This window comes from Streptomyces sp. NBC_00448 (assembly GCF_036014115.1).
In the GTDB taxonomy this organism is placed as follows: Bacteria; Actinomycetota; Actinomycetes; order Streptomycetales; family Streptomycetaceae; genus Actinacidiphila.
On record NZ_CP107913.1, the window covers coordinates 3,867,325 to 3,893,652 of the forward strand.

Sequence of the window (26,328 nt, forward strand, 5' to 3'; positions counted from 1 at the left end):
AAAAGTTGCCCGTCCCGCGGGCGCCCCGAACCATGGGTGGGGTGAGCGACGGCGCGTACCTCCGGTTCCCGCACCTGCACGGCGACCTGCTCTGCTTCGCCGCGGAGGACGACATCTGGGTGGCCCCGCTCGGGCCACCGGGCGCCCCGCCCGGCCGCGCCTGGCGGGTGACCGCCGACCGCACGAGAGTGGGGGTCCCCCGCCTCTCGCCCGACGGCACCTCCATCGCCTTCACCACCTGGCGGAGCCTTGACCCCGAGGTGTACGTCGTCCCCGTGGACGGAGGCGCCCCGCGGCGGCTGACGTTCTGGGGCAGTTCCGACACCCGGGTGTGCTCCTGGACGCCGGACGGCGACATCCTGGCGGTGTCGTCGCACGGGCAGCCGTTCGCCTACCACACCTGGGCACACAGCGTGCCGACCGAGCACGAGCCCGGCGGTCCGTTGCCCTGGGGGCCGGTCTCCGACATCGCCGTGCACGACTGCGACGACGGGGAGCGCCGCACCCTGCTGCTCACCGGCACCCCGCCGCACGAACCGCACGCCTGGAAGCGCTACCGCGGCGGCGCCACCGGCCGCCTGTGGCTGCACGGCGAGCGGCTCGTGCCCGATCTCGACGGCCATCTGGCCTCCCCGATGTTCGTCGCAGGCCGCATCGCGTTCCTCTCCGACCACGAGGGCATCGGCAACCTGTACTCCTGCCGTCCCGACGGCAGCGACCTGCGCCGCCACACCGACCACGCCGACTTCTACGCGCGCTCCGCCGCCACCGACGGCAACCGTGTCGTCTACCAGTGCGCGGGCTCCCTGTGGCTCGTCGACGACCTGGCCGCCGATGCCGAGCCCCGACGCCTGGACGTCCGCCTCGGCGGACCGCGCAGCGGGCGCCGCCCCTACCAGGTGCCGGCCGCCGCGAACCTCGACGGCCTGGCCATGGACGGCACCGGCCGCGCCAGTGCCGTCTGCGTACGCGGCAGCCTGTACTGGCTCACCCACCGCGACGGCCCGGCCCGCACCATCAGCGATGTCCCCGGTGCCCGGGTGCGCCTGCCGGAGATGCTCGGCGACACCGGTCTGGTCGCCTATGTCACCGACGGCGAGGGCGAGGACGGCATCGAACTCGCCCATCTGCCGGGGCGCGCCTCCCGGGCGCTGACCCGCGGCCCCGAGGGCGCGGGTGACGTTCCCGGCGACTTCACCGCCGAACTCGCCTTCGTCCCGCGGGCCGGCGCCCCCGCCGACGCGGACGCCGATGTCGACGTCGTCCCGGTCGGCGGGCGCACCATCGGCGGGCCGGTCCGCTGGACCAGCGACCTCACCCGTACGAGTGGGCCGGCGGGCGCGGATGTGACGCCAGGCGAGGTCACCCGCGCGGGTGACGCGAACTCCCAGTCGTACGCCCCTGGCAGCAGCGACGACGGCCCGGACGACGGTCAGGAGGAGGCAGACGGCGAAGGCGGCGGCAGGGGCGGCGGGCGACACCGCGGTACCGGTGGTGCCACCCACCCGAGCCCGTTCGGCGACGCGCCCGACACCCCCCACGCGCGGCTGGCCGTCGGGCGTCTGGGCCGCGTCACCGAGATGGTCTCCTCGCCCGACGGCGCCGTCCTCGCCGTCGCCTCCCACGACGGTCGGCTGCTGCTCGTCGCCACCGGCGAAGGCGACACCGACGACGAGTACGGCCCGCCCCGCCCACCCGTGGTGACCGGCGCGGTCGACGAGCTTGTCCGCTCCACCAACGGCCCGGTCCGCAACCTCGCCTTCTCCCCCGACTCGGCGTGGCTGACCTGGTCGCACCCTGGCGTCGGACGCTCGCTGCGTTCCATCAAGATCGCCCGGCTCGCCGACCATACGATCATCGACGTCACCAACGGCCGTTTCGAGGACGAGCAGCCCGTCTTCACCCGGGACGGCCGCTACCTGGCCTTCTTGTCATGGCGCGGCTTCGACCCGGTGTACGACGTCCACACCGGCGACCTGTCCTTCCCGCTGGGCTGCCGCCCGTACCTGGTGCCGCTCAACTCCGCCACGCCGTCACCGTTCGCGCTGCGGGTCGACGGCAGCCCGGTCGGCACCGGTCTGGACCCGGGCGAGGGCGGCGGCGACGGACCGGTCGTGGTGGAGGCTGAGGGGCTTCCCAGCAGGGTGACGCCCTTCCCGGTGGCCGCGTCCAAGTACAGCGCTCTGGAGCCCGTACAGGGCGGTCTGGTGTGGCTGCGGTGGCCGATCTCCGGTGCGCTCGGCGAGACGTTCGTCAACCCGACCGACCCGTCGGCCCGCCCCACCCTGGAGCACTTCAACCTCGGCAAGTCCAAGCGCACCGAACTCGTCCGCCACATGGACTGGTACGCCGTCAGCGGCGACGGCCTGCGGCTGGCCGTCTTCGACGAGGGCGAACTCGCCGTCCTGCCCGCCACCGAGCGCGGCGACGACGACTCCACCGTCTACGTCGACATGCGCCGCATCCTGCACGAGGTGGAACCGACCGCCGAGTGGCGCCAGTCGTACGCGGAGGCCGGCCGCCTCATCCGCGACTACTTCTGGGCGCCCGACATGTGCGGCGTGGACTGGCCGGCGATCCTCGACCAGTACCGGCCCCTGGTCGAACACGTCGCCACCCCCGACGAGTTCGCCGACCTGCTGCGCGAGGTGCTCGGCGAACTGGGCACCTCGCACGCTTACGTGCAGCCCGCCCGCCGCAACGAGGGCCCGCCGCACTACCAGCGCCCCATCGGCCTGCTGGGCGCCGACTTCCAGCACAACAAGGACGGCACCTGGACCGTCGCCCGTATCCTGCCCGGCGAGTCGTCCGACTCCAAGGCGCGCTCGCCACTGGCCGGCACCGGCATCCGCGAGGGCGCGATCCTCACCCACATCGACGGCCGCCGCGTCGACCCGCAAGCGGGCCCGTACCCGCTGCTGTCGGGCGCGGGCGGCACCACCGTGGAACTGACCTTCACCCCGCCCGGCGGCCGCGGCGCGCCCCGCCGGATCGCCGTGGTGCCCCTGGTCGACGAACGGCCGCTGCGCTACCAGCACTGGGTGGCCAAGCGGCGCAGCGTCGTCCGGCACCTGAGCGGCGGCCGCTGCGGCTACCTGCACATCCCCGACATGGGCGGCTCGGGCTGGGCGCAGTTCAACCGCGACCTGCGCAAGGAAGTCGCCTACGACGCCCTGCTGGTGGATGTGCGCGGCAACGCCGGCGGCAACATCAGCGAGCTGGTCATCGAGAAGCTCACCCGTACGGTGCTCGGTTGGGACGTCACGCGCAACGCGCAGCCCGTCTCCTACGCCGGCAACGCCCCCCGCGGCCCGGTGGTCGCGGTCGCCGACGAGGCCACGTCGTCCGACGGCGACATGATCACCGCGGCCTTCAAGCTGCTGCGGCTCGGCCCGGTGGTCGGCCTGCGCACCTGGGGCGGCGTGGTCGGTATGACCGGCCGTCACCGCCTGGGTGACAACACGGTCATCACCGTCCCGATGAACGCCGCCTGGTTCGACGCCTACGGCTGGTCCGTCGAGAACCATGGCGTCGCGCCCGACATCGAGTGCCTGCGCACGCCGCTGGACTGGGCCGAGGGCAGGCACGGCCAACTCGCCGTCGCCGTACGCGAGGCGCTGTCCCTGCTCGGCGAACACCCCGCAGCGGTACCGCCCGACCTGTCCTCACGTCCCAACCGCGCCCGCCCGCCGCTTCCTCCGCGCGCCTAGGAGCGCCTAGGAGCGCCGGGCGGCACCAAGGAGCACCGACGGGGCGCCGCCAGGTCCGGGTTGCACGGCCTTCGCTTCCTTGGTGGCGGTCCGCCGCCATGGGCGCGGGGGTCGGCGTCCGGGCTCAACGGCCGCCGCAGGGCACGCAGAAGGGGCGCCCGCAGGGGCGCCCCTTCCGTGTCACGGCGTTCTCGGTGTCCGCGCGATGCGCGACGCCGAGGTCAGCTCAAGCGGACGTCAGGCCCAGTCGTCCTGGTTGTCGTCCTCGGACTCGCGGCCCATGCGACGCGACGCCTGGTCCTCGAGGTCGGAACGACGCTCCTGCCCCTCCTGCTGCATGCCGCGCTGGGCCTGCTCGGGGTTCTGGGCGGCAGCGGACTTGTTCCGCTTGTCGCCCTGCGCGCCCTTGGCCTGCTCGGCATAGTCCTCGGCCTTGTCCTTGAACTGATCGAAAGCGCCCATGGCTACTCCTCCTGGAGTTTTGTGGGGATGGGGCCTCGACAAGACTTACATGGCCGGACACCCCCCGCATCCTGGGACAATAACCCCAGGTCAGCAAGCGATTACAGCTACGGAGCGTGATTTGCGGAGGTCCGCGCCGACTCGTCCGCAGCGCCTCCCCTGCCCACCAGGCCGCGCCGCACCCCGGCCGCCCGGGCCAGTGCCGGCGCGGCCCGGCGCATCTCCCGCTGCCCCAGCGCGCCGCCGATGACCGACGGCAGGTAGCCGCGCACCGGCTGCATGCCGCGCAGCCACCACTGCGCGTACACATGAGGCGATCGTCGTACGATCCCGGCGACGATCCGCTCGACCGCCGGTTCCAGCGGGTACGTTCGGTTGGTCGGCCACGGCAGTCGCGCGCGCATGGCCCGCAGCGCGTCGTCCTCGTCGGCGCCGCGCACCATGTCGGTGTCGGTCCAACTGAGGTAGCCGACGCCCACCTTGACGCCCTTGGGGCCCATCTCGGCGCGCAGGCTGTGCGCGAACGCCTCGACACCCGACTTGCTCGCGCAGTACGCGGCCATCAGGGGCGCGGGGGTGATCGCGGCCAGCGATGCGATCTGTAGAAAATAGCCGTGCGAGTCAACGAGCGCCGGCAGGAACGCCCTTGCGGTCGAGACGCTGCCCAGCAGGTTGACCTGGATCACCCGATCGAAGGCGTCGGGGTCCGATTCGAGGAACGGCCCGCCGGTGGCGACACCGGCGTTGGCGACGGCGACGTCGATCCTCCCGAAGCGCGCGCGCACGTCGGCGGCCACCTCGGCCATCGCCGCCCGGTCGGTGACGTCGGCGGTCCAACTGGCCGCCTCGCCGCCCAGCGACGCGGCGACGTTCTTCAGTTCATCGGGTTCGAGGCCGACCAGGGCCAGCCGGGCGCCGCGCGCGGCGAGTTTGCGGGCGAGCAGCTCACCGACACCGCGAGCCGCACCCGTGACCACCACGACCCGGCCGTCCAACGATGATCCGCTCATGCGCTCTTCTCCTGTTCGCCGGCCGTCGCGGCCCCACCGCTTGTCGTACCTTCCGATCCCGCGTCACCCCGCGCCAGATGATCAGCCGCCAGGGTGCGTATCAGCGCCTCGACGGCGGGCGTGTCCTCGACCGGCGTCATGTGACCGCGGCCGGGCAGTTCGGTCAGTCCGACGCAGTGCGGCAGCGCAGCGGCGATGCGGTGCGAGTGCACCTTGGGAGTCAATTTGTCGACTGTTCCGACGACGACCGCGGTGGGCGCGGTGAGCACGGCCACTTCGGCGTCCAGGTCCAGGACGGCCTGCACCTTGCCCCACGCGGAACGCGGCCGCGCCCGGCAGGCGTGCACGATCCGAGCGCAGAAATCCACCTGTTCGGGTGTCGAATCCGGGCCCATCACCCCGTACTTCAACACCGCCTTGGCCATCGGCGTGACCGGGCCCAGCGGCAGGCTCGAGACGAGGATCTGGCGGTGCAGCACCCGCCGCAGCCACCGGGCGCTCAGTCGCGGCGGCAGCACCTGCGTCGACCCGATCAGCCGGCTGGCTCCGGTACTCACCAGCAGCACGGCGGCGGTACGGTCGCGCACGAACTGCCGTTCGGCGGCCGCCATGATCGTCATACCGCCCATGGAGTGACCGACGAGCAGCGCGCGTTCACCCTCGGGCAGCACGGCCTCCAGTACGGCCTGCAGATCATCGGCCATTATGGCCGTGCTGTAACCCTTGCGGGTGGCGGGCGCCGCACTCAGACCATGGCCGCGCTGGTCGTAGGCGATCAACCGGAAATCCGATGACAGGGCCCGCACCATCGGCGCCCAGAACAGCGTCGAGCACGTCCACCCATGCACCAGTACGACTGTCGGAGCGTCGGTGCGGCCGTACTTCTCCACGTTCAGGCGCGTGCCGTCCGCGGAGACCGCGGTCAGCGCCCTGCGCGGCTGCACAGCCTCGTATGTCGCGGTCATGACGCCACCTTTGCGGCCGGCCCGGTCACGGACTCGACGGACGACTGGCCCGCGGGGGCCAGCAGGTTGTATTCGGAGAGCTTCAACTGCCTGGTGGCGCGCCGGAACTCGGCGGTGGTGCCGGGCCACGCCGTGGTGTTGCGGCCGTTGGCGTCCAGGTACCAGCTCTTGCAGCCGCCGGTGTTCCACACGGTGCGCGAGGCGCGGCGCTGCATCTCCTCGTTCCACGCGGCGACCGCCGCCGGCTTGGCGTCCAAGGCCGCGGCACCGGAACGCTCCAGGGTGCGCAGGTAGTCGGCGACATAGTTGAGTGATGATTCGATCATCAGGATCATCGAGCTGTTCCCGAGGCCGGTGTTCGGTCCGATGATGAACAGAAGATTCGGGAAGCCGTCGACGGCGCAGCCGCGCAGCGCAGCCATGCCGCTCTTCCAGTGCTCGCTGAGACTGCGGCCGTCCGATCCGATGACCCGATCGCCGATCGGCATGTCGGTGACATGGAACCCGGTGCCGAAGATGATCGCGTCGACCTCGCGCTCGGTACCGTCAGCCGTCACCACCGATGAGCCGCGCACCTCGCTGAGCGCCGAGGTGACGACCTCGGTGTTGGGTTGCGAGAGCGCCGGATAGTAGGTGTTGGACAACAGAATGCGCTTGCATCCGATGGTGTAGTCCGGTGTGAGGCGAGCCCGCAGCCCAGGGTCCTTGACGGACCGCCTCAGGTGGCCGCGTGCGATCCGCTCGGCCGCCTTCATCAGTTTCGGCTGCTTGACGAACGCGCCGACCTGGAACTCCCGGATCAGCCACAGCGCGCCGCGCCGCAACTTCGCGGTGCCGGGCACAGTGCCGTGCAACCACCGCTCCGCCGAGCCTATCGGCCGGTCCACCCGTGGCATCACCCACGGCGGGGTGCGCTGGATGACCGTCAGCTTCCCGACCTCCGGCTGGATCGACGGCACGATCTGGATCGCCGACGCCCCGGTGCCTACCATGGCGACGCGCTTGCCCTTGAGGTCGAAGTCGTGCTCCCAGCGCGAGGAGTGGAACACCCGCCCAGGAAAGTCCTCGATCCCCGGCACGTCCGGGATCTTCGGGTCGGACAGCGGCCCGGTCGCGGAGACCACCACATCGGCGGTCAGTTCGCCGACGGCCGTCGTCAGATGCCAGTGCCGCGCCTCGGCGTTCCAGCGCGCCTGGAGCACCTCGGCGCCGAAGCGCAGGTGCGGCCGCAACCCGAAGGTGTCGGCGACCCGTTCGAGGTACGCGCGGATGTGCTCCTGGCCGGAGAAGGCGCGCGGCCAGTCGGGGTTCGGTGCGAACGAGAACGAGTAGAGGTGGGAGGGCACGTCGCAGGCGCAGCCCGGGTAGCTGTTGTCGCGCCAGGTGCCGCCGACCGCATCCGCGCGCTCGAGGATCACGAAGTCGGTGATCCCTTCCCGCCGCAGCCTCACCGCGGCCCCTAGGCCGCCGAAGCCGGACCCGATCACCGCCACCCGCACGTGTTCGATGTCGTCGTCCATGGCACCGCCTTCCCGCTTCTCTCGACTGTGCCAGCAATCACTGGCACAGTCGGACTGTAAGGCACCGGGCGTTACCTCCGGTAGGGGTAGGTCCGGATTTCGGCCGCCCGCCACGCCCGCAAGCGCCCGCCGCCGCCCCCGGTGCACGCGCGACGAGCGCGCCCCCAGCGGAGCACCCCGGTCGGCCGCGAGGAAGGATTTCTGCACCCCCTAGGCTGGCGACGTGGACGACAACGCGACCGTGCCGCGCGAGTACCGCGTCGAGGAACTGGCCGAAGCAGCCGGCATCCCCGTCAGGACACTGCGGTTCTACCGCGAAAGGCGCCTGCTCCCGCCCCCGCGCCGCGAAGGACGGATCGCGTGGTATTCCGAGGACCACCTCGCGCGGCTGCGCACCATCTCCGCCCTCCTGGAGCGCGGCCACACCCTGGGCGGCATCGCCGAGCTGATCGCGGCCTGGGAACAGGGCCGCACCCTCGACGGTGTCGCCGAACTGCTCGGACTGGAAGGCGCACTCGCCATCCCCTGGTCCGAGGAGACCCCGGTAAGGCTCAGCCCCCAGGAGCTCGCCGATTACTTCGGCGAGGACATAAGCCCCGAGAACCTCACCGACTCCCTGGAGATCGGCTACATCGCGGTCGACGGCGAGCAGGTCGTGCACGTCAGCCGCCGCCTGCTGGACGCCTCCGCCGCGCTCGTGCGCGAAGGCGTGCCGCTGTCCGCGGTCCTGGCCGCGGGCCGGGAGGTACGCAACCACGTCGACGCGATGGCCGACCTGTTCACCCAGGTCATCAAGTCCCACGTCATGGGCGACCTGACCGGGCTGACACCCGGCGACGCCCACCGGATCGCCGAGTCCCTGCACCGGCTGCGCCCGCTGGCCAAGAACATCGTCGACGCGGAGATGTCACTCGCCATGGACCGCAAGGTGCGCGCCGAGATCGACACCTGGATGCGAAGCCACACAGACCCTCCCCCCGCCACCCATGGCGACGCCCCCGGCACCGCGCACGACCACGACGCCGACGCGACTCCCGGCCCCGCCGGCGACGAGCGGCCGCAGCGGCCGTGCCCGCCTCCCCTCACGCCGGAACCCTGACCCTCGCCCCGCGCGCGTCGTTCCGTACGACCTGAGAGAGTGGAAACGGCCCATCGATCGGGAGGTGCCCCGTGCAACAGCCTCAAGACGCCAACGCCGAACATGCCATCCTGGGTCGCATCAGTGCGATGGTCTCCGACGAGAAGGCCCTGCGGGACCTGCTCGCGGGAGGCGACGACGAGGGTGGCGACCAGCGCGAACGCCTCGCCGCCCTGGAGCGCGAACTCGACCAGTGCTGGGACCTGCTGCGCCAGCGCCGCGCCCTGTCCGAGGCCGGCGAGGACCCGGGAGGCGCCCGCGTACGGCCCTCCTCGACCGTTGAGGGCTACCGTTCGTGAGCCCCACCCCCGACGACCTCACCGTCGTCGACGCCCCCGCCGCGCAGCGCTACGAAGCCCGCACGGACGGCGACCTGGCGGGCTTCGCCGCCTACCTGCGTGGCGACGTGCTGATCGCGTTCGTCCACACCGAGGTGCAGGAGGGCTACGAAGGCCGCGGAATCGGCTCGGCGCTGGCCCGCGCCGCCCTCGACGACGCCCGTGCCCGCGGGCTCGGCGTCCTGGCGATCTGCCCCTTCATCGACGAGTGGATCAGCAAGCACCCCGATTACGAGGACCTGCGCTACGCACCTGACAGCAAGGTGACGGACTAGGCACCCTGGATGTCGGGCCACGCGTCCATGGATGCCAGGCCGGCACCCGGCACCCGGCACCCACGGACAAAGGCTGGCTTCCGTCGCAGTGTCCGTGCCGTCCGCACCGAGGTCCGTGTCGGATTCTCGCCAGACCGACGCTGTGACGAGGCGCGACACTGGTCAGGTGCATACGGACTTCGACGCCTGCGTGCGGGCCGTGCAGTCGAAGGACTCCCGTTTCGACGGGTGGTTCTTCACCGCGGTGCTGACCACGCGTATCTACTGCCGGCCGAGCTGCCCGGTCGTGCCGCCGAAGGTCGAGAACATGACCTTCTACCCGAGCGCGGCAGCCGCCCAGCAGGCCGGGTTCCGTGCCTGCAAGCGATGCCGCCCCGACGCCAGCCCCGGCTCGCCGCAGTGGAACGAGCGCGCCGACCTCGTGGCCCGGGCCGTGCGGCTGATCGGCGACGGCGTGGTCGACCGGGAGGGCGTACCGGGCCTGGCATCCCGGCTCGGCTACAGCGCGCGGCAAGTCGAGCGCCAGCTGCTCGCCGAACTGGGCACCGGGCCCCTGGCACTGGCCAGGGCCCAGCGCGCGCAGACGGCGCGGCTGCTCATCGAGACGACCTCCATGCCGATGGGCGAGGTGGCGTTCGCGGCCGGTTTCGCCAGCATCCGCACCTTCAACGACACCGTGCGGGAGGTGTTCGCCCTGGCCCCGGGCGACTTGCGCGCCAGGGTCGCCAAGGGCCGCCCGGCCGCCGCCGTGGGCTCGATAGCGCTGCGGCTGCCGTTCCGCCGCCCGCTCAACCCGGACAACCTCTTCGGCCACCTCGCGGCCACCGCCGTCCCAGGTGTCGAGGAGTGGCGCGGCGGCGCGTACCGGCGCACGCTGCGGCTGCCCAACGGCCCCGGCACGGTGTCGCTGCGACCGGGACCGGACCACGTCGGCTGCCGGCTGTCGCTGACCGACTGGCGTGACCTGGGGCAGGCGATCAGCCGCTGCCGGCGCCTGCTGGACCTGGACGCCGACCCGCTCGCCGTGGACGCGCTCCTGTCCTGCGACCCGGTGCTGGCGCCCCTGGTGGCCAAAGCACCGGGACGCAGGGTGCCGCGGGTCGCCGACGGGCCGGAGTTCGCAGTGCGCGCGGTGCTCGGCCAGCAGATCTCGACGTCCGCGGCGCGCACCCACGCGGGGCGCCTGGTGGCGGCGTACGGGGAGCCCGTCGCGGACCCGAGCGGCGGCCTCACCCGCCTGTTCCCCTCGCCTGAGACGCTCATCGAGCGCGCCCCCGCGTCACTGGCGATGCCGCAGACCCGCAAGGACACCCTCGCAGCGCTGCTGCGCGCCCTGGTGGACGGCGAACTCGACCTGGACGTCGGCAGCGACTGGCAGCGCGCCAGGGCCCGGCTCACGGCCCTTCCAGGCTTCGGGCCGTGGACCGTGGAGACCATCGCCATGCGCGCGCTCGGCGACCCGGACGCGTTCCTGCCCACCGACCTCGGTGTCAGATACGCGGCCCGCGACCTCGGCCTGCCCACCACCCCGGCCGCGCTGACCCGTCACGCCGCCGCCTGGCAGCCCTGGCGCGCATACGCGACGCAGTACCTGTGGGCGACGGGCGATCATCCGATCAACGTGCTCCCGGACGACGACCACCCGGCCGTCAAACCCTCCGACGACCGCGCCACTTCAGTTCCGGAAGGCACCGCACCATGAGCACCATGACGACGACCAGGAAGGCGTCGGCCGTCCACACCGTGGTCGACAGCCCTTGCGGCCCCCTCACGCTGGTCGCCCGGGAGGGTGAACTCAGCGGCCTCTACATGACCGACCAGCGGCACCTCCCGCCCCTGGCGAGCTTCGGCCCGCGCGCCGGCCTGCCCGCCTTCGACCGCGCCCAGGAACAACTCGCCGCCTACTTTGACGGCGAACTCAGCTCTTTCGACCTCGCCCTGCACATGTTCGGCACGCCGTTCCAGAAGCGCGTGTGGGCGGCACTGTGCGACATCCCGTACGGCGAGACCGTCACCTACGGCGAACTCGCCGCGGAGATGGGGCGCCCCAGCGCCTCCCGCGCGGTCGGCCTGGCCAACGGCAAGAACCCGATCGGCATCATCGTCCCCTGCCACCGTGTCGTCGGCGCCGACGGCAGCCTCACCGGATACGGCGGCGGCCTCGCCCGCAAGCAGTGGCTGCTCGACCTCGAACGCGGTGCACATCAACCGACCCTGACGTGACGTCACCCGCGCGGGTGACATGCCGCGGCCTCGACACTTGGACGCGCGGGCCCCGGCCGTCACCACGACCGGCCGGGGCCCTGCACCTACTGCGCTACGACAGCGGCGGCTGTCAGACCCGCATGCCCTCCAGGTCCTCCTCGTCCTCGTCCGAGGACGCAACGAGACTCGGCCGCTCGGCGAGGTTCTTGCGCAACTGCTCTCCCTCGACGTCGACGTTGGGCAGTGCGCGGTCCAGCCAGCGCGGCAGCCACCACGCGGACTTCCCCAGCAGCGCGAGCACCGCCGGCACGATCGTCATCCTGACGACGAACGCGTCGAACGCGACCGCGATCGCAAGTCCGAAGCCCATCATCTTGATCATCGATTCCGATGATCCGATGAACCCGGCGAACACACTGATCATGATGACCGCGGCCGCGGACACCACCCGCGCACCATGGGTGAAGCCGGTCACGACCGCCTGACGCGGCGACTCGCCGTGTACGTACGCCTCACGCATCCGGGTGACCAGGAACACCTCGTAGTCCATGGCCAGTCCGAAGACCACACCGACCATGAAGATCGGCATCATGCTCATGATCGGACCAGTCTGCTGAACGCCCATCAGACCGGACAGCCAACCCCACTGGAAGACCGCCACCACCGCGCCGAGCGCCGCGAGCACCGACAGCAGGAAGCCGAGCGCCGCCTTCAACGGCACCAGCACCGACCGGAACACAACCATCAGCAGCAGGAACGCCAGCCCCACGACCAGCGCCAGGTACGGCAGCAGGGCGTCGTTCAGCCGCTGCGAGACGTCGATGTTCATCGCGGTGGTACCGGTGACGAGCACCTTGGCGCCCGTGGAGTCGGTGAAGTCACCCGCATGGCCGCGGATGGTGTGCACCAGGTCCTCGGTCTGTGTGCTGCTCGGCTTCGACGCGGGCACCACGGTGAGGGTCGCCGTGTCACCCTTCGGGTTGAACGCGGGCCCGGTCACCGTCTTGACGTCCGCGAAGCCGGCGATGGTCCGCTTGACGTCCTGGGCGGCCGACTTCGGCTGCTTGCTGTGCGCAGCGTCGACGACCACCGTCAACGGCCCGTTGAAGCCCGGTCCGAAGCCGTCCGACAGCATGTCGTACGCCTTGCGCTGGGTGGTGCTGACGGGCTGCGAACCGTCGTCGGGCAGCCCGAGTTCCATCCGGCTCATCGGGATGGCCGCAAGACCCAGCGCCACGACCGCGGCAACCAGGAACGGCACCCGGCGCCGCACTACCAGCCGCGCCCAGCGCGTGCCCATGTTCGGCTTGTCCGTCGGCTTGGCGCGCCCCTTGCGCACCTTGCGGGTGAGCACCTTGGGGCCGGCGAAGCCGAGCAGCGCGGGGATGAGCGTGAGCGCGATGAGCACGGCAAGCGCGACCGTCGCGGCCGCCGCCAGGCCCATCTTGGTAAGCATCGGGATGTTGACCACCGCCAGGCCCGCCAGCGCGATCAGCACGGTGAGCCCGGCGAACACCACGGCCGACCCGGCCGTACCGACCGCGCGCCCCGCCGCGTCCTCGCCGTCTCGGCCCTCCATGAGCTCATGGCGGTGGCGCGAGACGATGAACAGCGCGTAGTCGATGCCGACTGCCAGTCCGATCATCGATGCAAGGGTCGACGACGTGCTCGACAGGCCGAGGGTCGTCGCCAGGGCGGTGATCGACGCGATGCCGACGCCGACGCCCATGATCGCGGTCAGGAGTGGCAGGCCGGCAGCGACCAGCGAACTGAACGTGATCAAAAGCACGACCGCCGCTATGCCGACGCCTATGACCTCACTGTTACCGGTCTCGGGCGACGCCTGGAGCGCGGTGCCACCCGTCTCGACGGTCAACCCTGCGTCACGGCCGTGCTGCGCCGCGTCCTCGATCGCGGTGTGGGTCGCGTCGGTGACCTCTGTCGACTTGGCGACATAGCTGACAGATGCGTACGCGGTGGTGCCGTCCTTGCTGACCGCGTCCGCAGTGAACGGGTCCGCGACCGTCGCCTTCTGCGGGCTGTTCTTCAGATCGGTGACGACCTTCTCGACCGCCGCCTTGTTCGGCCCAGCGGTGATCTTCTGCCCGTTGGGCGCCTGGAAGACCATGCGCGCGGATGCGCCGTCGGCATTGGTGCCGGGGAAGCGCTCGTGGAGCAGGTCGAACGCCTGCTGCGCCTCGGTACCCGGGACGGTGAAGTTGTCGGCCGGCGCGGATCGCGCGGTCGCGGCGCCGACGCCCGCGAGGGCGAGCAGCGCCACCCACAACAGGACTACGTAGCGCCGCTGCCGGAAGGAGAACCGGCCCAGCTTGTAGAGGAATGTGGCCATGGAGGCATGGGCTCCCGTCAGGAGGGGGCGGACATGGGCGTGAGGAACCAGCCCGACGACGAGAGCGGCGTGTCAGGTGGAGAGTGGTGTGCTGATGTGGCGGTACGGAAAGGTTCGCTGGTGCGGACGCGGTCGGATCAGCGGCCGGACGAACCGATCCGGCCGACCGGACCGATCATCGGGTCGCTGTGTTCAGGACAGGCCGAGCGCGGGGACGACCACCGCGTCGATGTATCTGTGGCTGTATTCCGGATCGGGGTCGATGCCTTCGATGATCGGGCGGGTCAGCGCCCCCCCGAACAGCATGTGCGGCACGAAGTCCCGCGCCGGGTTGTCCGCAGCCAGCTCACCGCGGTCCACCGCGCGCTGCACCAGTTCGGCGAAGCTGACCAGTTCCGGCTCGATGAGCAGCTCGCGCAGGGCGCGGAACAGGTCGATGTTCTGGAACGCGGCATGCGACAGCCCGCGCATCAGCTCCTGGTCGCGCTTGACCTCGGTCTCGTCGTGCAGCCGCACGAGCTCGTGGAGGTCGCCCGCGAGGGACCCGGTGTCGATGTCCGCGAGGGAAATCGGCTTGCACTGCCGAAGCGCCGTGGCGACCAGTTCCGGCTTGCCCTTCCACTGGCGGTAGAGGGTGGCCTTGCTGGAGCGGGTACGGGCGGCGACAGCGTCCATGGTCAATGCCTCGTAGCCGACCTCGCGCAGCAGGTCGACCACAGCCTCGTACAGTTCCCGCTCGCGCTCGGGAGTCAGGCGACTGCGCCGCGTAGAAGTACCGGTTTCCGGCGACATGCCCTCTCCTCCCTGTCTGACGGTCGCGCCGATCATACGGACTCACCGCACCGTATGGATACGCTTCGAAACGATGTCGTACACCTAAGAGCGTAAACGGCCCACGATCGAAACGCCACCGTTTCGATCGTGGGCCGTATCACGTCTCCGCCAGGCAACCGTCAAGCCCCCATCAGGTGATTTCGATCCGGCACCCCTGGCGCCGCACACCCGAGCGCGCTCGTCGCATTCACCCACGTCAGGGACCGACCACCAAGACCGTCACGCCGGCAGTGCGATGGTGTGCCCGGTGCGCTCGACCTTCGCCCGCAAGTAGCTGACGTTCGACGCCGAGACGTGGACGGCGGTCGGCACCCGCTCGACGACCTCGACACCCAGGGCGTCGAGCTGCCGCGCCTTGTCCGGGTTGTTGGTCAGCAGCCGGGCGCTCCCGACGCCCAGGGCGATGAGCATCTGCGCGGCGGCGGTGTAGTCACGCTCGTCCTCCCCGCGGCCGAGGGCGAGGTTCGCCTCATAGGTGTCGAGGCCGTCGTCCTGAAGGGCGTAGGCGTCGAGCTTCGCGTAGAGCCCGATGCCGCGCCCCTCCTGCCGCAGGTAGAGCAAGTAGCCGCCGGTGGCGGCGATCCGCTCCACCGACTCCCTCAACTGCGGCCCGCAGTCGCACCGCTCGGAGCCGAACACGTCACCTGTCATGCACTCCGAGTGCGGCCGCACCAGCGGCACGCCGCCGGTGCGGTAGTCGCCGATGCCCAACGCCAGATGCTCCTTTCCGTCCACCAGACCGGTGAACGTGTACACATCGGCGGTCGTCCCCCACCCGTCGGAGAACCGAAGCGGAACACGCACCCTCGTACGGACCTTGGCGGCGGCCACAGCCGCACCAGCGTCAACCGTCATCGCCACTCCCTCGTAAGATCTTGAAACCTCAAGCTCCTCCGGGTCGCGGTTTATTTCCCCCGGATCACGTGGGTCGGGTCACACGGCGGCGCCGCCCACGGGGTGGAGCCACGCGACGAGGCGGGCGGCGCGATCATTGATGTCGGGATGCACCCAGGAGGCGGCCCAGCGCGCCGCAGCACGTCACCTGGGCCGGTAGACCGCCACGGCGAAGGATGCGCTCGTCTCGACCGGGTCACCCATGGCCCCGATACGTCGGCCCAGTTCCGCGGCGTCGACGTGGCGGGCCGACGGCCCCATGGACACGAGGTCGTTCGCCTCCTGGGGTGTCAGCCGCAAGCCGTACTCCAGTTCCAGCGCATCGGCGCGCTCGGGCCGGAAGTGAGCGTCGAGCGTACGGGAGAGCCGCTCCTCCTTCGCCGCGTCAACGGTCAGCAGGCCCGCGGCGCTCCGCAGCTCGGCCAGGTGCCGCGGGGTCGGGGTGACCACCACAAGCGCACCGTCCGGACGCAGGACACGCCGGAACTCGGGTCCGTTGCGCGGAGCGAAGACGTTCAGCACGACGTCCATCGACTCCGACTGCACCGGGAGGTCACGCCACACGTCCCATACGGCGGCGAGCGCCCGCGGATGTGCCCGCGCCGCGCGGCGCAGTGCGAACTTGGAGACGTCCACGCCGAGCCCGACCGCCTCGGGCACCGCGTCCAGGGCGGCGGCAAGGTAGTAGCCGGTACCGGCGCCCGCGTCCAGAACGGCGCCCCCCGCCTCGCACCAGCGGTCGGCGGCCTCGGCCACCGCGCGGGCCAACGGCGCGTAGTGCCCCGCGCTCAGGAACGCGTCACGGGCACCGACCATCTCTGCGGTGTCGGCCGTTCCGGCCCGCATGTCACCCGTCAGGAGGCTGACGTACCCCTGGCGCGCGATGTCGAAGGTGTGCCGCCTGCCGCACCGCAGAGCGCCCGCCGAGGCGTGGAGACCGTCACCGCACAGGGGGCAGCGAAGGACGTCCAGGAGCCGGCGGCGCGGGTCGCCGTCCTCGAACGCGGTTGGGGGCATGCTCTGTTCCTCGGCATTGCTCGGCGTCGATTGGGATTGCGGTTTGCGACTGCGGGCTGCAGTCGTCCTCCGGTGCAGGATAGGCGGCACGCGGTCGGCGAATGTCCGACAGGGATCACATACCGCCGACAGCCTCAGAATCGCCCCGTACGGCCACACGGTCGACCCGAGCGGGTTTTCCCCACCCGACGGCGCCGTCGCCGCAGACGGCCGCCTACGGGCTTCGGGCGGGCCACTGGAGGGGCTTCTCGGCCTGTTCCCCTCGTACGTGTAGCGCCGCCATCCCCCGGCGCTACACGTACGAACCGCTGCCCCAGGGCGGCGCACACGACGCCACACGCCGGCAAGGCCGTCGCCGGATGCCCTACTCGGGTTGGGGGGCGCTGCTGGTGGAACAGGGCGACGCCCTCCAGAACGCCCTTCTGCTCGACAGTCGGATTCTCGGACAACCACGTCAGCGCGGTCTCGTTGGTCGGAGAACCCGCAACCAGCTTGTAGACCCTCAAGTAGCCGGCGAGGCGGTTCAGGAGCTCGCTGTCCTTGATGGCGGCCGTGGTCCCGTAGACGGACAGGGCCGGGGACCCGGCGTGTGCGTGGCTGTCCATGAAGTGGAACTCCAGGGCGAGTCGTTTGCGTTCGGAAGAGAGTCGGTCCTCCTTGACGTCCTTGAGGATCGCGGAGAGTTTGCCCTGGCTCTTGAGGTAGCTGTCCCCGATGGCGAGCTTGAGCGCCGCCGCGGCCTTGCCCCCGAAAGGCCCGCAGTTCCGAGCAGATCCACCGCTCCTTCATCGTCAGCGCGGGGGTCTGGGACTTGAAGCGACGTGTGACGGAGTCGAGGGCATGCTGCATCTCATGGGTCACGGTTGCGGCGAACTCGCGCAGTTCGCGAGGCGACGCGTCGTCAGCGGGCCGCGATTTCCGCAGCACGCCGCCCTCCGCGGTCTGATCGTCGATGGCGAACTTGGCGCGCGCGCCCGCGAAGCTCGTCTCATCGTCGATCTCGACCCTGATGGATGCCTTCTCCAGCTCCTTGAACAGCTTGCGATACGGGATGGCGAAGTGAACTCCCTCCAACTCGCCCGCCGCCTTGGCGAGTCGTTCGGCGAAGCGGTCCGGCGGGAGGTTCTCCTGCGACCACTTGCCCTTCTCGTAGCCGATGGTTCGCTGGACGGCCGGCTCGTCGGGATGTCCGGCCGTCGCGCTGCCGACCGCCCGCTGCACAGGTGCCGAACTGGCCAGCACCCTGGTCGCGTTGGCCTCGGCCTCCCGTTCGAAGTGGTCGGTCGGGGACGAGATCTTCAGGCCCTGGCCGTTGTCGGTCCCCGCGACCGAGCACTGCCGCTGGTGGACGACTCTCAACTAGGACCTGTCCTGGCGATCATCCGGGAAGGCGCCTCGGTGATATTTTGACCGGAATCGTGGGAAGAGGCGGGCGAATCCGTGGACAGTGACCTGCGGCGTGCGGTGGTCGTGACGCTTGGCGAACTCGGGCGAAGCGATGACTGGCGTGACCGGGCGGATGCCGGTCACAGCCTGGCAGGGTTCGCCGAGATGCCGGAGGCCGTAGAGCTATTGCTGGACCTTGTGCTCGACCGTGGTGACACCTTCGTCACCCGGCGGACCGCAGAGGGCTTGCTTCGACGAAAGGACAGGGTCGGACTGACGATAGTCGCGTCCGCACTGGCAGTCGCCAACGACAACCACGCCGATTACATCCACACCGCGATCGTCGATGTCTTCAGCATCTTCTCGGACGATCTGGACGAGGCGCTACGGATCTGCGACGAGATGTCGGGCGACACCGACGATCGTGTTGCCCAGGGGGCCCGTCGGTTGCATGCGAGCCTGGCAGAGATCGATCCCGTTCTTCGCCCCGCATAGCGGCGGTTCGATCGCTGTTGTGAGGTGCAGACCCTCGACTACGGCAGCGCGGCACGTTGCCGGATCAGTGACACTGAGCATTCCCGTCGATCATGTGCGGAGCCAGATCGTGAGAGCTGCCGCAGTGGCGGTGCCGAGGTAGACATAATGGCGCTTGTCGTAGCGGGTGGCTACCGCCCGGTGTTGCTTCAACCGGTTGATAGCCCGTTCGACGGTGTTTCGTTTCTTGTACCGCTCCGCATTGAAGCGAGGTGGCCTCCCGCCGTGTGAGCCTTTGCGCAGGCGGGAGGCCTGGCTGTCGGTCTTCTCCGGGATCGTGTGCCGGATGCCCCGGTGTCGCAGGTACTCGCGGCACGGTCCGTTGCTGTATGCCTTGTCGGCGGCGACGCTGTCCGGCTTCTTGCGGGGCCTGCCCGGCCCGGACCTCGGGACGCGGATCTTCTCCAGCACCGGTTTGAACTGCGTGCAGTCCGCCCGCTGGCCGGGTGTGACGATCAAGGAAAGTGGGCGGCAGCGGCCGTCCGCGCTCAGGTGGATTTTTGTGGTGAAGCCGCCGCGCGAGCGGCCAAGGCCTTCACCTCTCGCACCACCTCCACCAGCCGGCCTTGCAGGCTCTGCCACGGCGTCTCGTCCTGGTGTTCTGGCCTTTCGGCCCCCTTTGAGCCGGGCGCCGGCGGCGGGTCGGTGCGGGCGCCCGCCGCATGCTGATGCGCACGAACGATGGTTGAGTCGACTGAGATGTCCCAGTCGATCTCACCTGCCGCGTCGGCTGCGGCCTGGACCTGCTGGAGCAGACGCTCCCACGTCCCGTCGGCCGACCACAGCCGGTGGCGTTCATAGACTGTCTTCCAGGGCCCGAACCGTTCGGGCAGGTCACGCCACTGCACGCCGGTCCGCACTCGGTGCAGAATCCCGTCGATCACCTGCCGGTGGTCCCGCCACCTGCCGCAACGACCGTTACTGACCGGCAGGAACGGCCGCAACCGTTCCCACTCGGCATCCGTGAGATCACCCCGCCCCATGTCCACATCAACGACACGGGCGCGGAGTAGTCACATGATCGACCGGACAGGTCCTAGTGGGTGAGGGTGTGCCGGTCGGCGCCGCCGTCGCCGATGACCACGTGATTGCCCATGGTGTAGGCGCGGGCGCCGATCTCGCTTGCGGACCGCTGGGCGGTGATTCCTGTGTGCAGCCGCACGTCGGAGAAGTCCGCTCCGATCCGCGCCTCCATGTCCCGCCTGACCGGCTCGGCCAAGGGCGTGCCCGAGGTACGGAGCACCTCGTCGAAGGACGAACGCTGCACTGCCGGAGCCGAGGCGGCGGATTGGTGTCCGCGGCTGCCCGAGTGGGCATGCTGGGCCTGCTCCAGCATCCCAGCCACCGCGGCGTTGCCCACGGTGCGTTGCAGGGCAAGGAGCGAGGCCCCGTCCAAGCCTCCAGGTTGGAGAGCCGCTGGAAGTGAGGGTCGCGATGCCGCTCGACCGGCCGCCCCACGGCGTACGGCCGCTTGCGGCGTCTTGTCACTCTCGTGGGCACGCATGAGTCAAGTCGCTTGTCACGGCACAGACGGGCAGTTCCATGCATATACCGGTGCCCGGCTCGCGCGGGAGGGCGAGAAGGGCAGAGCACGGTGCCCTCGCAGGTACCCACGCGGCGCGCGGATGACGAGCACGGGCTTGCCACCAGGAGGTCACCCCACTTCGGCGTCCCCCTGCTCACACCACCGACCTCGACGTACCGGCCGGCTGCGAACGACCCGAGAGAGACAGCCGCAGTTCGTGCCGTACAGGAGGAACAACAGGGCAAGGAGGCCAAGGACCGTCACCAGAGCGACGCCCAGCCGACGAACCCGTAGCGGGGCCGGATGCCGCCAGGCGGCTGCCACGGCGGCGACAGCGACGACCAGAACCGCGATGGCCCCCGAGGTGAGCACAGCACTGTGCTGCCATCCCCAGTAGACCCCGGTCGCGACTCCCGCGAGCAGAAGGCCGGCGAGGAGCTGCAGTATGCCCTCGCCGACGAACTCCAGGATGAACTCCGTGATCCATCCCCAGGCCGTGCGCGAGCTGTCGCCCTTCCGCTCCTGCGTATCCGGCCCAGCCGCACCCGTGCCCGGGTGGTCATCCGCGGGGCCCACCATCCGCCCCCTTGCTCCCCTGATGCGAAGTGGTTCCGGAGCGCCGCGGAACTCCGAGCCGAAAGCAATCGGGCGACCAGGCGATCAGGTCCGACGCCGCCGCGTCCGGATGCCGCGGCGTTCAGCCCCCGCAGACGCCAAAATCCCGCCTGGTCGCCATGACCGGGCGGGATCTCATTGAACTCTTCCCGAGGTAAATCGAGAACAGTCGTGTTGTGGACCTGAGGGGATTCGAACCCCTGACCCCCTCGATGCGAACGAGGTGCGCTACCGGACTGCGCCACAGGCCCTTGCAACGAGGAAAACTCTAGCATCCCCGGGAGGGTGGTCGTGAACCTGATATCGGCTGGTTCACCAGGCTCACTCGTTGGCGGCGCGAGGGCGGTCGGGGTCGGCGTACTGGTCGAACAGCGGGGTCCGCGTGGTGCGCGGGCGGCGCGCCGGCGGCTGCTGCTCGCGCGGCTCGGCCGCCTCCCGGGGTTGCGGGGCGTCGCGGCGGTCACGCTGCTCGCGCGCCGCCGCGGAATCGCCGGGCGTCGTACCGGAGCGGGCCGAACTCCAGGTGTCGGGTGCGCCGAGGTCGACGCCCCCGGACGTGCGAGGGGCGACAGGGGCAGTCACATAGGTGGGCAGCGGCACCGGTACGGGCGCCCAGCCGTCGTCGGCGGACTGCTGCGCGCGCTGCTGGTCGACCCACTCGGCGTGGTCGGTCTGCTCGACCAGGGCGCGGCGGTCGGCGGAGCGGGGCGACGGCGCAGGCGCGGCAGAGGGCGTCGGGCGGGCACCCTGGGCAGCGGGGGCGGGCGCCGGGCGCTCGTCACGGTCGCGACCGCGCTCGGCCGCCGGAGCGGCCGGCCGAGGGGCCCTGAGGCGGCGCGCGGCCTCGGCGGCGCGCCGCTGGTCGAGGCGGACCTCGTAGCGTCGGCGCTCCTGGCGGCGCATCTGACCGATGTAGACGGTCAGCAGGACCGCAGGGATGGCGGGGACCCAGAGCAGCGCGACGCCCCCGACGGCCGCGGCGATGGCGCCGATGGTGAAGGCGAGGAAGAGCGTGGTGGTGGTGCGGCGGCGCCGGGCGAGCAACTGGGCTCGCTGGTTGCCCGCGTCCCGGGAGCTGGCAGCCTGGGCGGTGGGCGCCGGGCGTGCCGCGGGGCGCCGTACCTCGGTCGCGGGCACGGCCAGCCCCCGGACGTCGACTGACGCGTCCGGTTCGTCCGGGTCGGCGTCGTCGTCCGGTGCGTCGGCGGCGGGGTCAACGGTCTCACCGCGCGCCTTGGCGACGCGCCGCTCCATCGCCGCCCGCCCGGACAGCAGCCGGATGGCGGTGCTGAAGCGTTCCGTCGGACGCGCTTCGTTGAGCTCGTCCTGCCTACGGAGCCACATCGGCACCAGGTAGGCAGCCCAGGCCCCGACGATGACTGCGTAGATGAGGCCGCTACTGCTCACGTGCTACACGGTAGGGGCGATCGAGACACGCCATTGGCAATTCGGCCCGGTGTGTCGCACGATCTGGCTGATACGTCGAGATTTTTGTGCGATGAACGCGCGATGAGCTTTACTTTCGAACAATAGTCTTATTTCTGAGGCGTGCCCGGCCTTGCCTGCCGCCATCGGCCGACGAGTCCGTCGGGCACTTCTTCCGCGGTGAGCGCGTAGACGAGGTGGTCGCGCCATCCGCCGTCGATATGCAGATAGCGCGGACGAAGCCCCTCCTCGCGGAAGCCGAGCTTTTCGGCGACCCGGCGGCTGGGCCCGTTCTCGGGGCGAATGCAGACCTCCACCCGGTGCAGCCCGACCCGCCGGAAGCAGTGGTCCACGGCGAGCGCGACGGATGTGGGCATCACTCCCCGGCCGGCGACCGCCTCATCCACCCAGTAGCCGATGTGCGCGGAGCACATGGAGCCCCAGGTGATTCCCGCGACGGTGAGTTGACCCGCGAGGCGCCCCTGGTAGTCGATGACGAACGGCAGCATGCGCCCGGCGTTCGCCTCCCGGCGCAGATGTCTGACCATCTGACGATATGTGGGACGTTGTACGACCTGCCCCGGCGGCGCGGGCGGCACCGTGGCCTCCCAGGGGCGCAACCAGTCGCGGTTGCGCCGGTTGACCTCGCGCCATGCGCGCTGGTCACGCATCCGGATCGGGCGGAGGGTGATGTCACCGTCCACCAACTCGGCCGGCCAGGACCCGTTCAGCTCGGTCTCCCAGTGACGGATTGCGGATCATCGTCCGAGTGACGATCCGACTGCTCTTTCGGGTGATCGCCGCCGCGGATCTGATCGACAGCATGGACGACGATCGGCGCGAGTACGGCAAGGCCGTCCTTCACCCCGCCGGTCGATCCGGGAAGGTTCACCACCAGGGTGCGGCCGGCGACCCCCGCGACACCACGGGACAGCGCCGCAGTGGGCACTTTCCGCCCGCCTGCCGCACGGATCGCCTCTGCGATGCCCGGCACCTCGTAGTCGAGCACCGCCCGGGTGACCTCGGGGGTGCGGTCGGTCGGTGAGATCCCGGTGCCGCCGGTGGTGACCACGACGTCGTAGCCCGCGTCGACCGCCGCGATGAGCGCCTTACGCACGGGCTCCCCGTCCGGGACGACCCGGGGGCCGTCCACGGCGAAGCCCCACTCGGCCAGCGCGGCAACGATCAGCGGGCCGCCGCGGTCCTCGTACACCCCCGCGGAGGCCCGGTTGGACGCGGTGACCGCCAGGGCGCGCGGCGGGCCCGGTGGTCGGCCGCCGCTGGGCGCGGTCATGGCCGCCGCCAGTCGCCGGACTTACCGCCGGTCTTCTCCTCGACCCGCACATCGGTGACGACGGCACCCTTGTCGACGGCCTTGACCATGTCGACAACGGTGAGCGCAGCGACTGCGACAGCGGTCAGCGCCTCCATCTCGACCCCCGTGCGGTCGGTCGTCCTGACCGTCGCGGTGATCTCGACCGCCTGATCGGTGACCGCCAGGTCGATCTTCACACCGGACAGCGACAGCGGGTGACACAGCGGGATGAGGTCAGGCGTGCGCTTGGCGCCCATGATGCCGGCGACCCGCGCGACCGCGAGCGCGTCGCCCTTGGGCAGGCCGTCGGCGCGTAGGAGTTCGACGACACGGGGAGCCACCAGGACGCGCCCGGTGGCACGCGCGGTACGTGCGGTGACGTCCTTCGCGGAGACGTCGACCATGCGGGCTGCGCCTGCCTCGTCTACGTGGGTGAGGTGCTGCTGCGCGCTGCTCATCGTTCTCCCGGTGCGGTCGCTTGGGCAGACACCGTACCGGCCTGCGACCGGGCGTGGCGCGCTGGCCCGCGAGCCGGGATGCCGGGTGCTAGTCCAGCACGACCACGTCGACTTCGCTGCCCGCGGAGAGCGAGGTGACGGCCTCCGGTACGACGATCAGTGAATCAGCGTGCGCAAGGGCCTTGACCAGGTGGGAAGCGGCGCCACCCACAGGGGTGACGGTACGGGACCGCTTGTCGTACTGCGCGCGCAGGAACTGCCGCCTGCCGTCCGGCGAATCCTCGATCGCGGTGGTGCACGCGGCTTGTACGACCCGCCGATGCACGTCACCCGCGCCCATGAGTGTGCGGATGACCGGTCGTACGAACATCTCGAACGACACATACGCGCTCACCGGGTTGCCCGGCAACGCCAGCAGCGGTGTGTGCTCGGGGCCGATCCGCCCGAAGCCCTGCGGCTTGCCCGGCTGCATCGCGAGTGTGCGGAAGTCGACATACCCGGCGGCCTCCTCCGCGTCCTCGCCGAACGATCCGCCCAGTGACGACAGCGCCTCCTTGACGACGTCGTAGGCACCGACGCTGACTCCCCCGCTGGTGACGATGATGTCCGCGCGGATGAGCTGGTCCTCGATGGTGGCGCGCAGCGTCTCGACCTCGTCGGCGACCGCGCCGACCCGGTACGCGATGGCGCCGGCGGCCTTGGCCGCGGCGGTGAGGGCGAAGCTGTTGGAGTCGTGGATACGGCCCGGGCCCAGTTCCTCACCTGGCTGGGCCAATTCGCTGCCGGTGGAGACGACCACGACCCGGGGGCGCGGTCGGACGGTGACCGTACCGCGGCCGATCGCGGCCAGCAGTCCGATCTGGGGCGCGCCGAGCACGGTGCCCGCGGCGAGTGCCAACTCGCCCGCGGTGACATCACTGCCGCGGGCCCGTACGAACTGCCCGGTCTCCGGAGCCTTGTGCACGCGCACCTCACCGCCGGCGCCCCCGGGGTCGTCACCGAAGGACGCCATGGAGCGGGCCGGCCCACCGCCTGTGCCACCGTCGGTCCACTCGACGGGGACGACGGCCTCGGCGCCGGGGGGAAGCGGGGCTCCGGTCATGATGCGGGCGGCCTGACCGGGCCTCACGGTGGGTGGCTCGCTGCTGCCGGCGGCGATGTCGCCGATCACGTCGAGTACGGCGGGGTGGTCGGTGGTCGCGGCCTTGGTGTCGGCGACCCGGACGGCGTAACCGTCCATGGAGCTGTTCGGGAACGGTGGCAGGGAGGTCGGCACCGTGACGTCCTCGACCAGTACGCACCCTTGGGCGTCGAGGAGTTGCAGGTCGATCGGGTCCAGAGGGGAGAGCTGCCCCAGGATGTTGTCCAGGTGTTCGGTGACGGACCACAAACGATCGACGTCGTGACTCACTCTTGCATCTCCTCATTGACGTACGAACGCAGCCAGGTCCTGAAATCGGGCCCCAGGTCTTCACGTTCGCATGCCAGTCGGACAATCGCACGCAGGTAGTCGCCGCGGTCGCCGGTGTCGTAGCGGCGCCCGGTGAAGACGACGCCGTGGACAGGGCCGCCGTCAGTCTCCTGGTGGGCCAACTCGCGCAGGGCGTCGGTGAGCTGGATCTCACCGCCTTGGCCCGGCTGGGTCTTCTTGAGCACCTCGAAGACCCCGGGGTCGAGCACGTAGCGTCCGATGACGGCGTAGAAGGAAGGCGCCTGTGAGGTCTCGGGCTTCTCGACCAGGTCGGTGACACGCACGACATCGGAGTAAGTAGTGGGCACTATGGCGGCCGACCCGTACAGATGGATGCTGGCCGGCTCGACCTCCATGAGCGCCACGACGCTCCCCCCGTACTCCTCCTGGACGGCGATCATCCGCGACAGCAGCGGGTCGCGCGGGTCGATGAGGTCGTCGCCGAGCAGTACCGCGAACGGCTGGTCACCGACGTGCGGTTCGGCGCACAACACGGCGTGCCCCAGGCCCTTGGGGTCGCCCTGGCGCACGTAGTGCATGGTGGCGAGGTCACTCGACTCGCGAACCTTGGCGAGCCGGGACTCGTCACCCTTGCGGCGGAGGGCTTCCTCAAGCTCGTAGTTGCGGTCGAAATGGTCCTCCAGCGGTCGCTTGTTGCGTCCGGTGACCATCAGCACATCCGACAACTGCGCCGCGACCGCTTCCTCGACCACGTACTGGATCGCCGGCTTGTCGACCACCGGCAGCATCTCCTTGGGAGTGGCCTTGGTGGCCGGCAGGAACCTGGTGCCCAGCCCCGCCGCCGGGATGACAGCCTTGGAGATCCGTGTACGTGTACTCGTCATGCCGTGCACCATAGCGGCGAAGAATGTGGAGAAGAT

The 26,328-nt window shown here is 70.5% G+C and carries 23 protein-coding genes, 1 tRNA gene and 1 pseudogene; 8 read left to right on the plus strand and 17 right to left on the minus strand.

Going from position 1 to position 26,328, the window contains the following annotated elements:
• The first annotated feature begins 41 nt into the window (after positions 1–41).
• Positions 42–3,710: a S41 family peptidase gene (locus OG370_RS16295; protein WP_328464903.1), complete on the plus strand. Its 3,669-nt coding sequence runs from the start codon at positions 42–44 to the stop codon at positions 3,708–3,710.
• Positions 3,711–3,947: 237 nt separating this feature from the next.
• On the opposite strand, the gene OG370_RS16300 is transcribed toward OG370_RS16295, so the two are convergent.
• The 4 genes from OG370_RS16300 to OG370_RS16315 form a co-directional block, all read right to left on the minus strand.
• The gene (locus OG370_RS16300) at positions 3,948–4,172 is read right to left on the minus strand and encodes a hypothetical protein (RefSeq protein WP_328464905.1); all 225 of its coding nucleotides are present in this window, start codon (positions 4,170–4,172) and stop codon (positions 3,948–3,950) included.
• 107 nt (positions 4,173–4,279) lie between these two features.
• Entirely contained in the window at positions 4,280–5,182 is a 903-nt protein-coding gene (locus OG370_RS16305; RefSeq protein WP_328464907.1) for an SDR family oxidoreductase, read from the minus strand.
• Positions 5,179–6,147 carry an alpha/beta fold hydrolase gene (locus OG370_RS16310; RefSeq protein WP_328464909.1) on the minus strand — a complete coding sequence of 323 codons (969 nt, stop codon included), beginning with the start codon at positions 6,145–6,147 and terminating at the stop codon, positions 5,179–5,181. Before OG370_RS16310 ends, OG370_RS16305 begins: the two co-directional genes overlap by 4 nt.
• Entirely contained in the window at positions 6,144–7,667 is a 1,524-nt protein-coding gene (locus OG370_RS16315) for a flavin-containing monooxygenase (protein ID WP_328474157.1), read from the minus strand. The genes OG370_RS16310 and OG370_RS16315 overlap by 4 nt, the downstream gene beginning before the upstream one ends.
• A 223-nt stretch (positions 7,668–7,890) precedes the next feature.
• Here OG370_RS16315 and OG370_RS16320 point away from each other — a divergent pair, with 223 nt between their 5' ends.
• The 5 genes from OG370_RS16320 (at position 7,891) to OG370_RS16340 (ending at position 11,641) form a co-directional block, all read left to right on the plus strand.
• Entirely contained in the window at positions 7,891–8,766 is an 876-nt protein-coding gene (locus OG370_RS16320; RefSeq protein WP_443060683.1) for a MerR family transcriptional regulator, read from the plus strand.
• 71 nt (positions 8,767–8,837) lie between these two features.
• Complete coding sequence (locus OG370_RS16325; protein WP_328464911.1) at positions 8,838–9,104, plus strand: DUF2630 family protein; 267 nt, start codon at positions 8,838–8,840, stop codon at positions 9,102–9,104.
• Entirely contained in the window at positions 9,101–9,418 is a 318-nt protein-coding gene (locus tag OG370_RS16330) for a GNAT family N-acetyltransferase (RefSeq protein WP_328464913.1), read from the plus strand. The genes OG370_RS16325 and OG370_RS16330 overlap by 4 nt, the downstream gene beginning before the upstream one ends.
• Before the next feature lie 166 nt (positions 9,419–9,584).
• The gene (locus OG370_RS16335) at positions 9,585–11,120 is read left to right on the plus strand and encodes an AlkA N-terminal domain-containing protein (RefSeq protein WP_328464915.1); all 1,536 of its coding nucleotides are present in this window, start codon (positions 9,585–9,587) and stop codon (positions 11,118–11,120) included.
• On the plus strand, positions 11,117–11,641 hold the full coding sequence (locus OG370_RS16340) for a methylated-DNA--[protein]-cysteine S-methyltransferase (protein ID WP_443060684.1): 525 nt from the start codon (positions 11,117–11,119) through the stop codon (positions 11,639–11,641). Before OG370_RS16335 ends, OG370_RS16340 begins: the two co-directional genes overlap by 4 nt.
• Positions 11,642–11,753: 112 nt before the next feature.
• Here OG370_RS16340 and OG370_RS16345 read toward each other — a convergent pair whose 3' ends face one another.
• From OG370_RS16345 to OG370_RS16360, 4 genes are all read right to left on the minus strand, one after another.
• Positions 11,754–13,973, minus strand: a complete 2,220-nt coding sequence (locus tag OG370_RS16345) for an MMPL family transporter (protein ID WP_328464919.1) — start codon at positions 13,971–13,973, stop codon at positions 11,754–11,756.
• Positions 13,974–14,165: 192 nt separating this feature from the next.
• Positions 14,166–14,765, minus strand: coding sequence for a TetR/AcrR family transcriptional regulator (locus tag OG370_RS16350; protein WP_328474161.1), 600 nt, complete (start codon positions 14,763–14,765; stop codon positions 14,166–14,168).
• 261 nt (positions 14,766–15,026) lie between these two features.
• On the minus strand, positions 15,027–15,662 hold the full coding sequence (locus OG370_RS16355; RefSeq protein ID WP_328464921.1) for a GTP cyclohydrolase II: 636 nt from the start codon (positions 15,660–15,662) through the stop codon (positions 15,027–15,029).
• 183 nt (positions 15,663–15,845) lie between these two features.
• A complete protein-coding gene (locus tag OG370_RS16360) occupies positions 15,846–16,718 on the minus strand; it encodes a putative RNA methyltransferase (protein ID WP_328464923.1) in 873 nt (290 codons plus the stop codon).
• Positions 16,719–17,558: 840 nt separating this feature from the next.
• Here OG370_RS16360 and OG370_RS16365 point away from each other — a divergent pair.
• A complete protein-coding gene (locus OG370_RS16365; RefSeq protein WP_328464925.1) occupies positions 17,559–18,128 on the plus strand; it encodes a hypothetical protein in 570 nt (189 codons plus the stop codon).
• Between the two features lie 30 nt (positions 18,129–18,158).
• The gene (locus OG370_RS16370) at positions 18,159–18,599 is read left to right on the plus strand and encodes a hypothetical protein (protein ID WP_328464927.1); all 441 of its coding nucleotides are present in this window, start codon (positions 18,159–18,161) and stop codon (positions 18,597–18,599) included.
• Between the two features lie 90 nt (positions 18,600–18,689).
• Here OG370_RS16370 and OG370_RS16375 read toward each other — a convergent pair.
• The 9 genes and pseudogenes from OG370_RS16375 to galU all read right to left on the minus strand — a co-directional run bounded on the left by OG370_RS16375 (position 18,690) and on the right by galU (position 26,292).
• Positions 18,690–19,621: pseudogene (locus OG370_RS16375) on the minus strand (IS5 family transposase).
• A gap of 53 nt (positions 19,622–19,674) precedes the next feature.
• Positions 19,675–19,905 (minus strand): eCIS core domain-containing protein, encoded by a 231-nt coding sequence (locus OG370_RS16380; protein ID WP_328464929.1) that lies wholly within the window; start codon positions 19,903–19,905, stop codon positions 19,675–19,677.
• A 1,050-nt stretch (positions 19,906–20,955) separates the two neighbouring features.
• Positions 20,956–21,029: transfer RNA gene (locus OG370_RS16385), tRNA-Ala, on the minus strand.
• Positions 21,030–21,099: 70 nt separating this feature from the next.
• The gene (gene sepX / locus OG370_RS16390; RefSeq protein WP_328464931.1) at positions 21,100–22,185 is read right to left on the minus strand and encodes a divisome protein SepX/GlpR; all 1,086 of its coding nucleotides are present in this window, start codon (positions 22,183–22,185) and stop codon (positions 21,100–21,102) included.
• A gap of 128 nt (positions 22,186–22,313) precedes the next feature.
• Positions 22,314–22,934, minus strand: coding sequence for a GNAT family N-acetyltransferase (locus tag OG370_RS16395; protein WP_328474163.1), 621 nt, complete (start codon positions 22,932–22,934; stop codon positions 22,314–22,316).
• A complete protein-coding gene (locus OG370_RS16400) occupies positions 22,931–23,497 on the minus strand; it encodes a MogA/MoaB family molybdenum cofactor biosynthesis protein (protein ID WP_328464933.1) in 567 nt (188 codons plus the stop codon). The genes OG370_RS16395 and OG370_RS16400 overlap by 4 nt, the downstream gene beginning before the upstream one ends.
• The gene (gene moaC, locus OG370_RS16405; RefSeq protein WP_328464935.1) at positions 23,494–23,976 is read right to left on the minus strand and encodes a cyclic pyranopterin monophosphate synthase MoaC; all 483 of its coding nucleotides are present in this window, start codon (positions 23,974–23,976) and stop codon (positions 23,494–23,496) included. The genes OG370_RS16400 and moaC overlap by 4 nt, the downstream gene beginning before the upstream one ends.
• An 88-nt stretch (positions 23,977–24,064) precedes the next feature.
• Entirely contained in the window at positions 24,065–25,387 is a 1,323-nt protein-coding gene (gene glp, locus OG370_RS16410) for a molybdotransferase-like divisome protein Glp (RefSeq protein WP_328464937.1), read from the minus strand.
• Positions 25,384–26,292, minus strand: a complete 909-nt coding sequence (gene galU, locus OG370_RS16415) for a UTP--glucose-1-phosphate uridylyltransferase GalU (protein WP_328464939.1) — start codon at positions 26,290–26,292, stop codon at positions 25,384–25,386. The genes glp and galU overlap by 4 nt, the downstream gene beginning before the upstream one ends.
• Positions 26,293–26,328: the final 36 nt, after the last annotated feature.

Coding starts and splice junctions, on each gene's coding strand:
- OG370_RS16300 (WP_328464905.1), bottom strand. CDS start 4,172: ATGGGCGCTTTCGATCAGTTCAAGGACAAGGCCGAGGACTATGCCGAG.
- OG370_RS16340 (WP_443060684.1), top strand. CDS start 11,117: ATGAGCACCATGACGACGACCAGGAAGGCGTCGGCCGTCCACACCGTG.
- moaC (WP_328464935.1), bottom strand. CDS start 23,976: ATGAGCAGCGCGCAGCAGCACCTCACCCACGTAGACGAGGCAGGCGCA.
- OG370_RS16400 (WP_328464933.1), bottom strand. CDS start 23,497: ATGACCGCGCCCAGCGGCGGCCGACCACCGGGCCCGCCGCGCGCCCTG.
- OG370_RS16355 (WP_328464921.1), bottom strand. CDS start 15,662: ATGACGGTTGACGCTGGTGCGGCTGTGGCCGCCGCCAAGGTCCGTACG.
- OG370_RS16365 (WP_328464925.1), top strand. CDS start 17,559: ATGCTGCATCTCATGGGTCACGGTTGCGGCGAACTCGCGCAGTTCGCG.
- OG370_RS16310 (WP_328464909.1), bottom strand. CDS start 6,147: ATGACCGCGACATACGAGGCTGTGCAGCCGCGCAGGGCGCTGACCGCG.
- OG370_RS16345 (WP_328464919.1), bottom strand. CDS start 13,973: ATGGCCACATTCCTCTACAAGCTGGGCCGGTTCTCCTTCCGGCAGCGG.
- OG370_RS16360 (WP_328464923.1), bottom strand. CDS start 16,718: ATGCCCCCAACCGCGTTCGAGGACGGCGACCCGCGCCGCCGGCTCCTG.
- OG370_RS16315 (WP_328474157.1), bottom strand. CDS start 7,667: ATGGACGACGACATCGAACACGTGCGGGTGGCGGTGATCGGGTCCGGC.
- galU (WP_328464939.1), bottom strand. CDS start 26,292: ATGACGAGTACACGTACACGGATCTCCAAGGCTGTCATCCCGGCGGCG.
- OG370_RS16350 (WP_328474161.1), bottom strand. CDS start 14,765: ATGTCGCCGGAAACCGGTACTTCTACGCGGCGCAGTCGCCTGACTCCC.
- OG370_RS16305 (WP_328464907.1), bottom strand. CDS start 5,182: ATGAGCGGATCATCGTTGGACGGCCGGGTCGTGGTGGTCACGGGTGCG.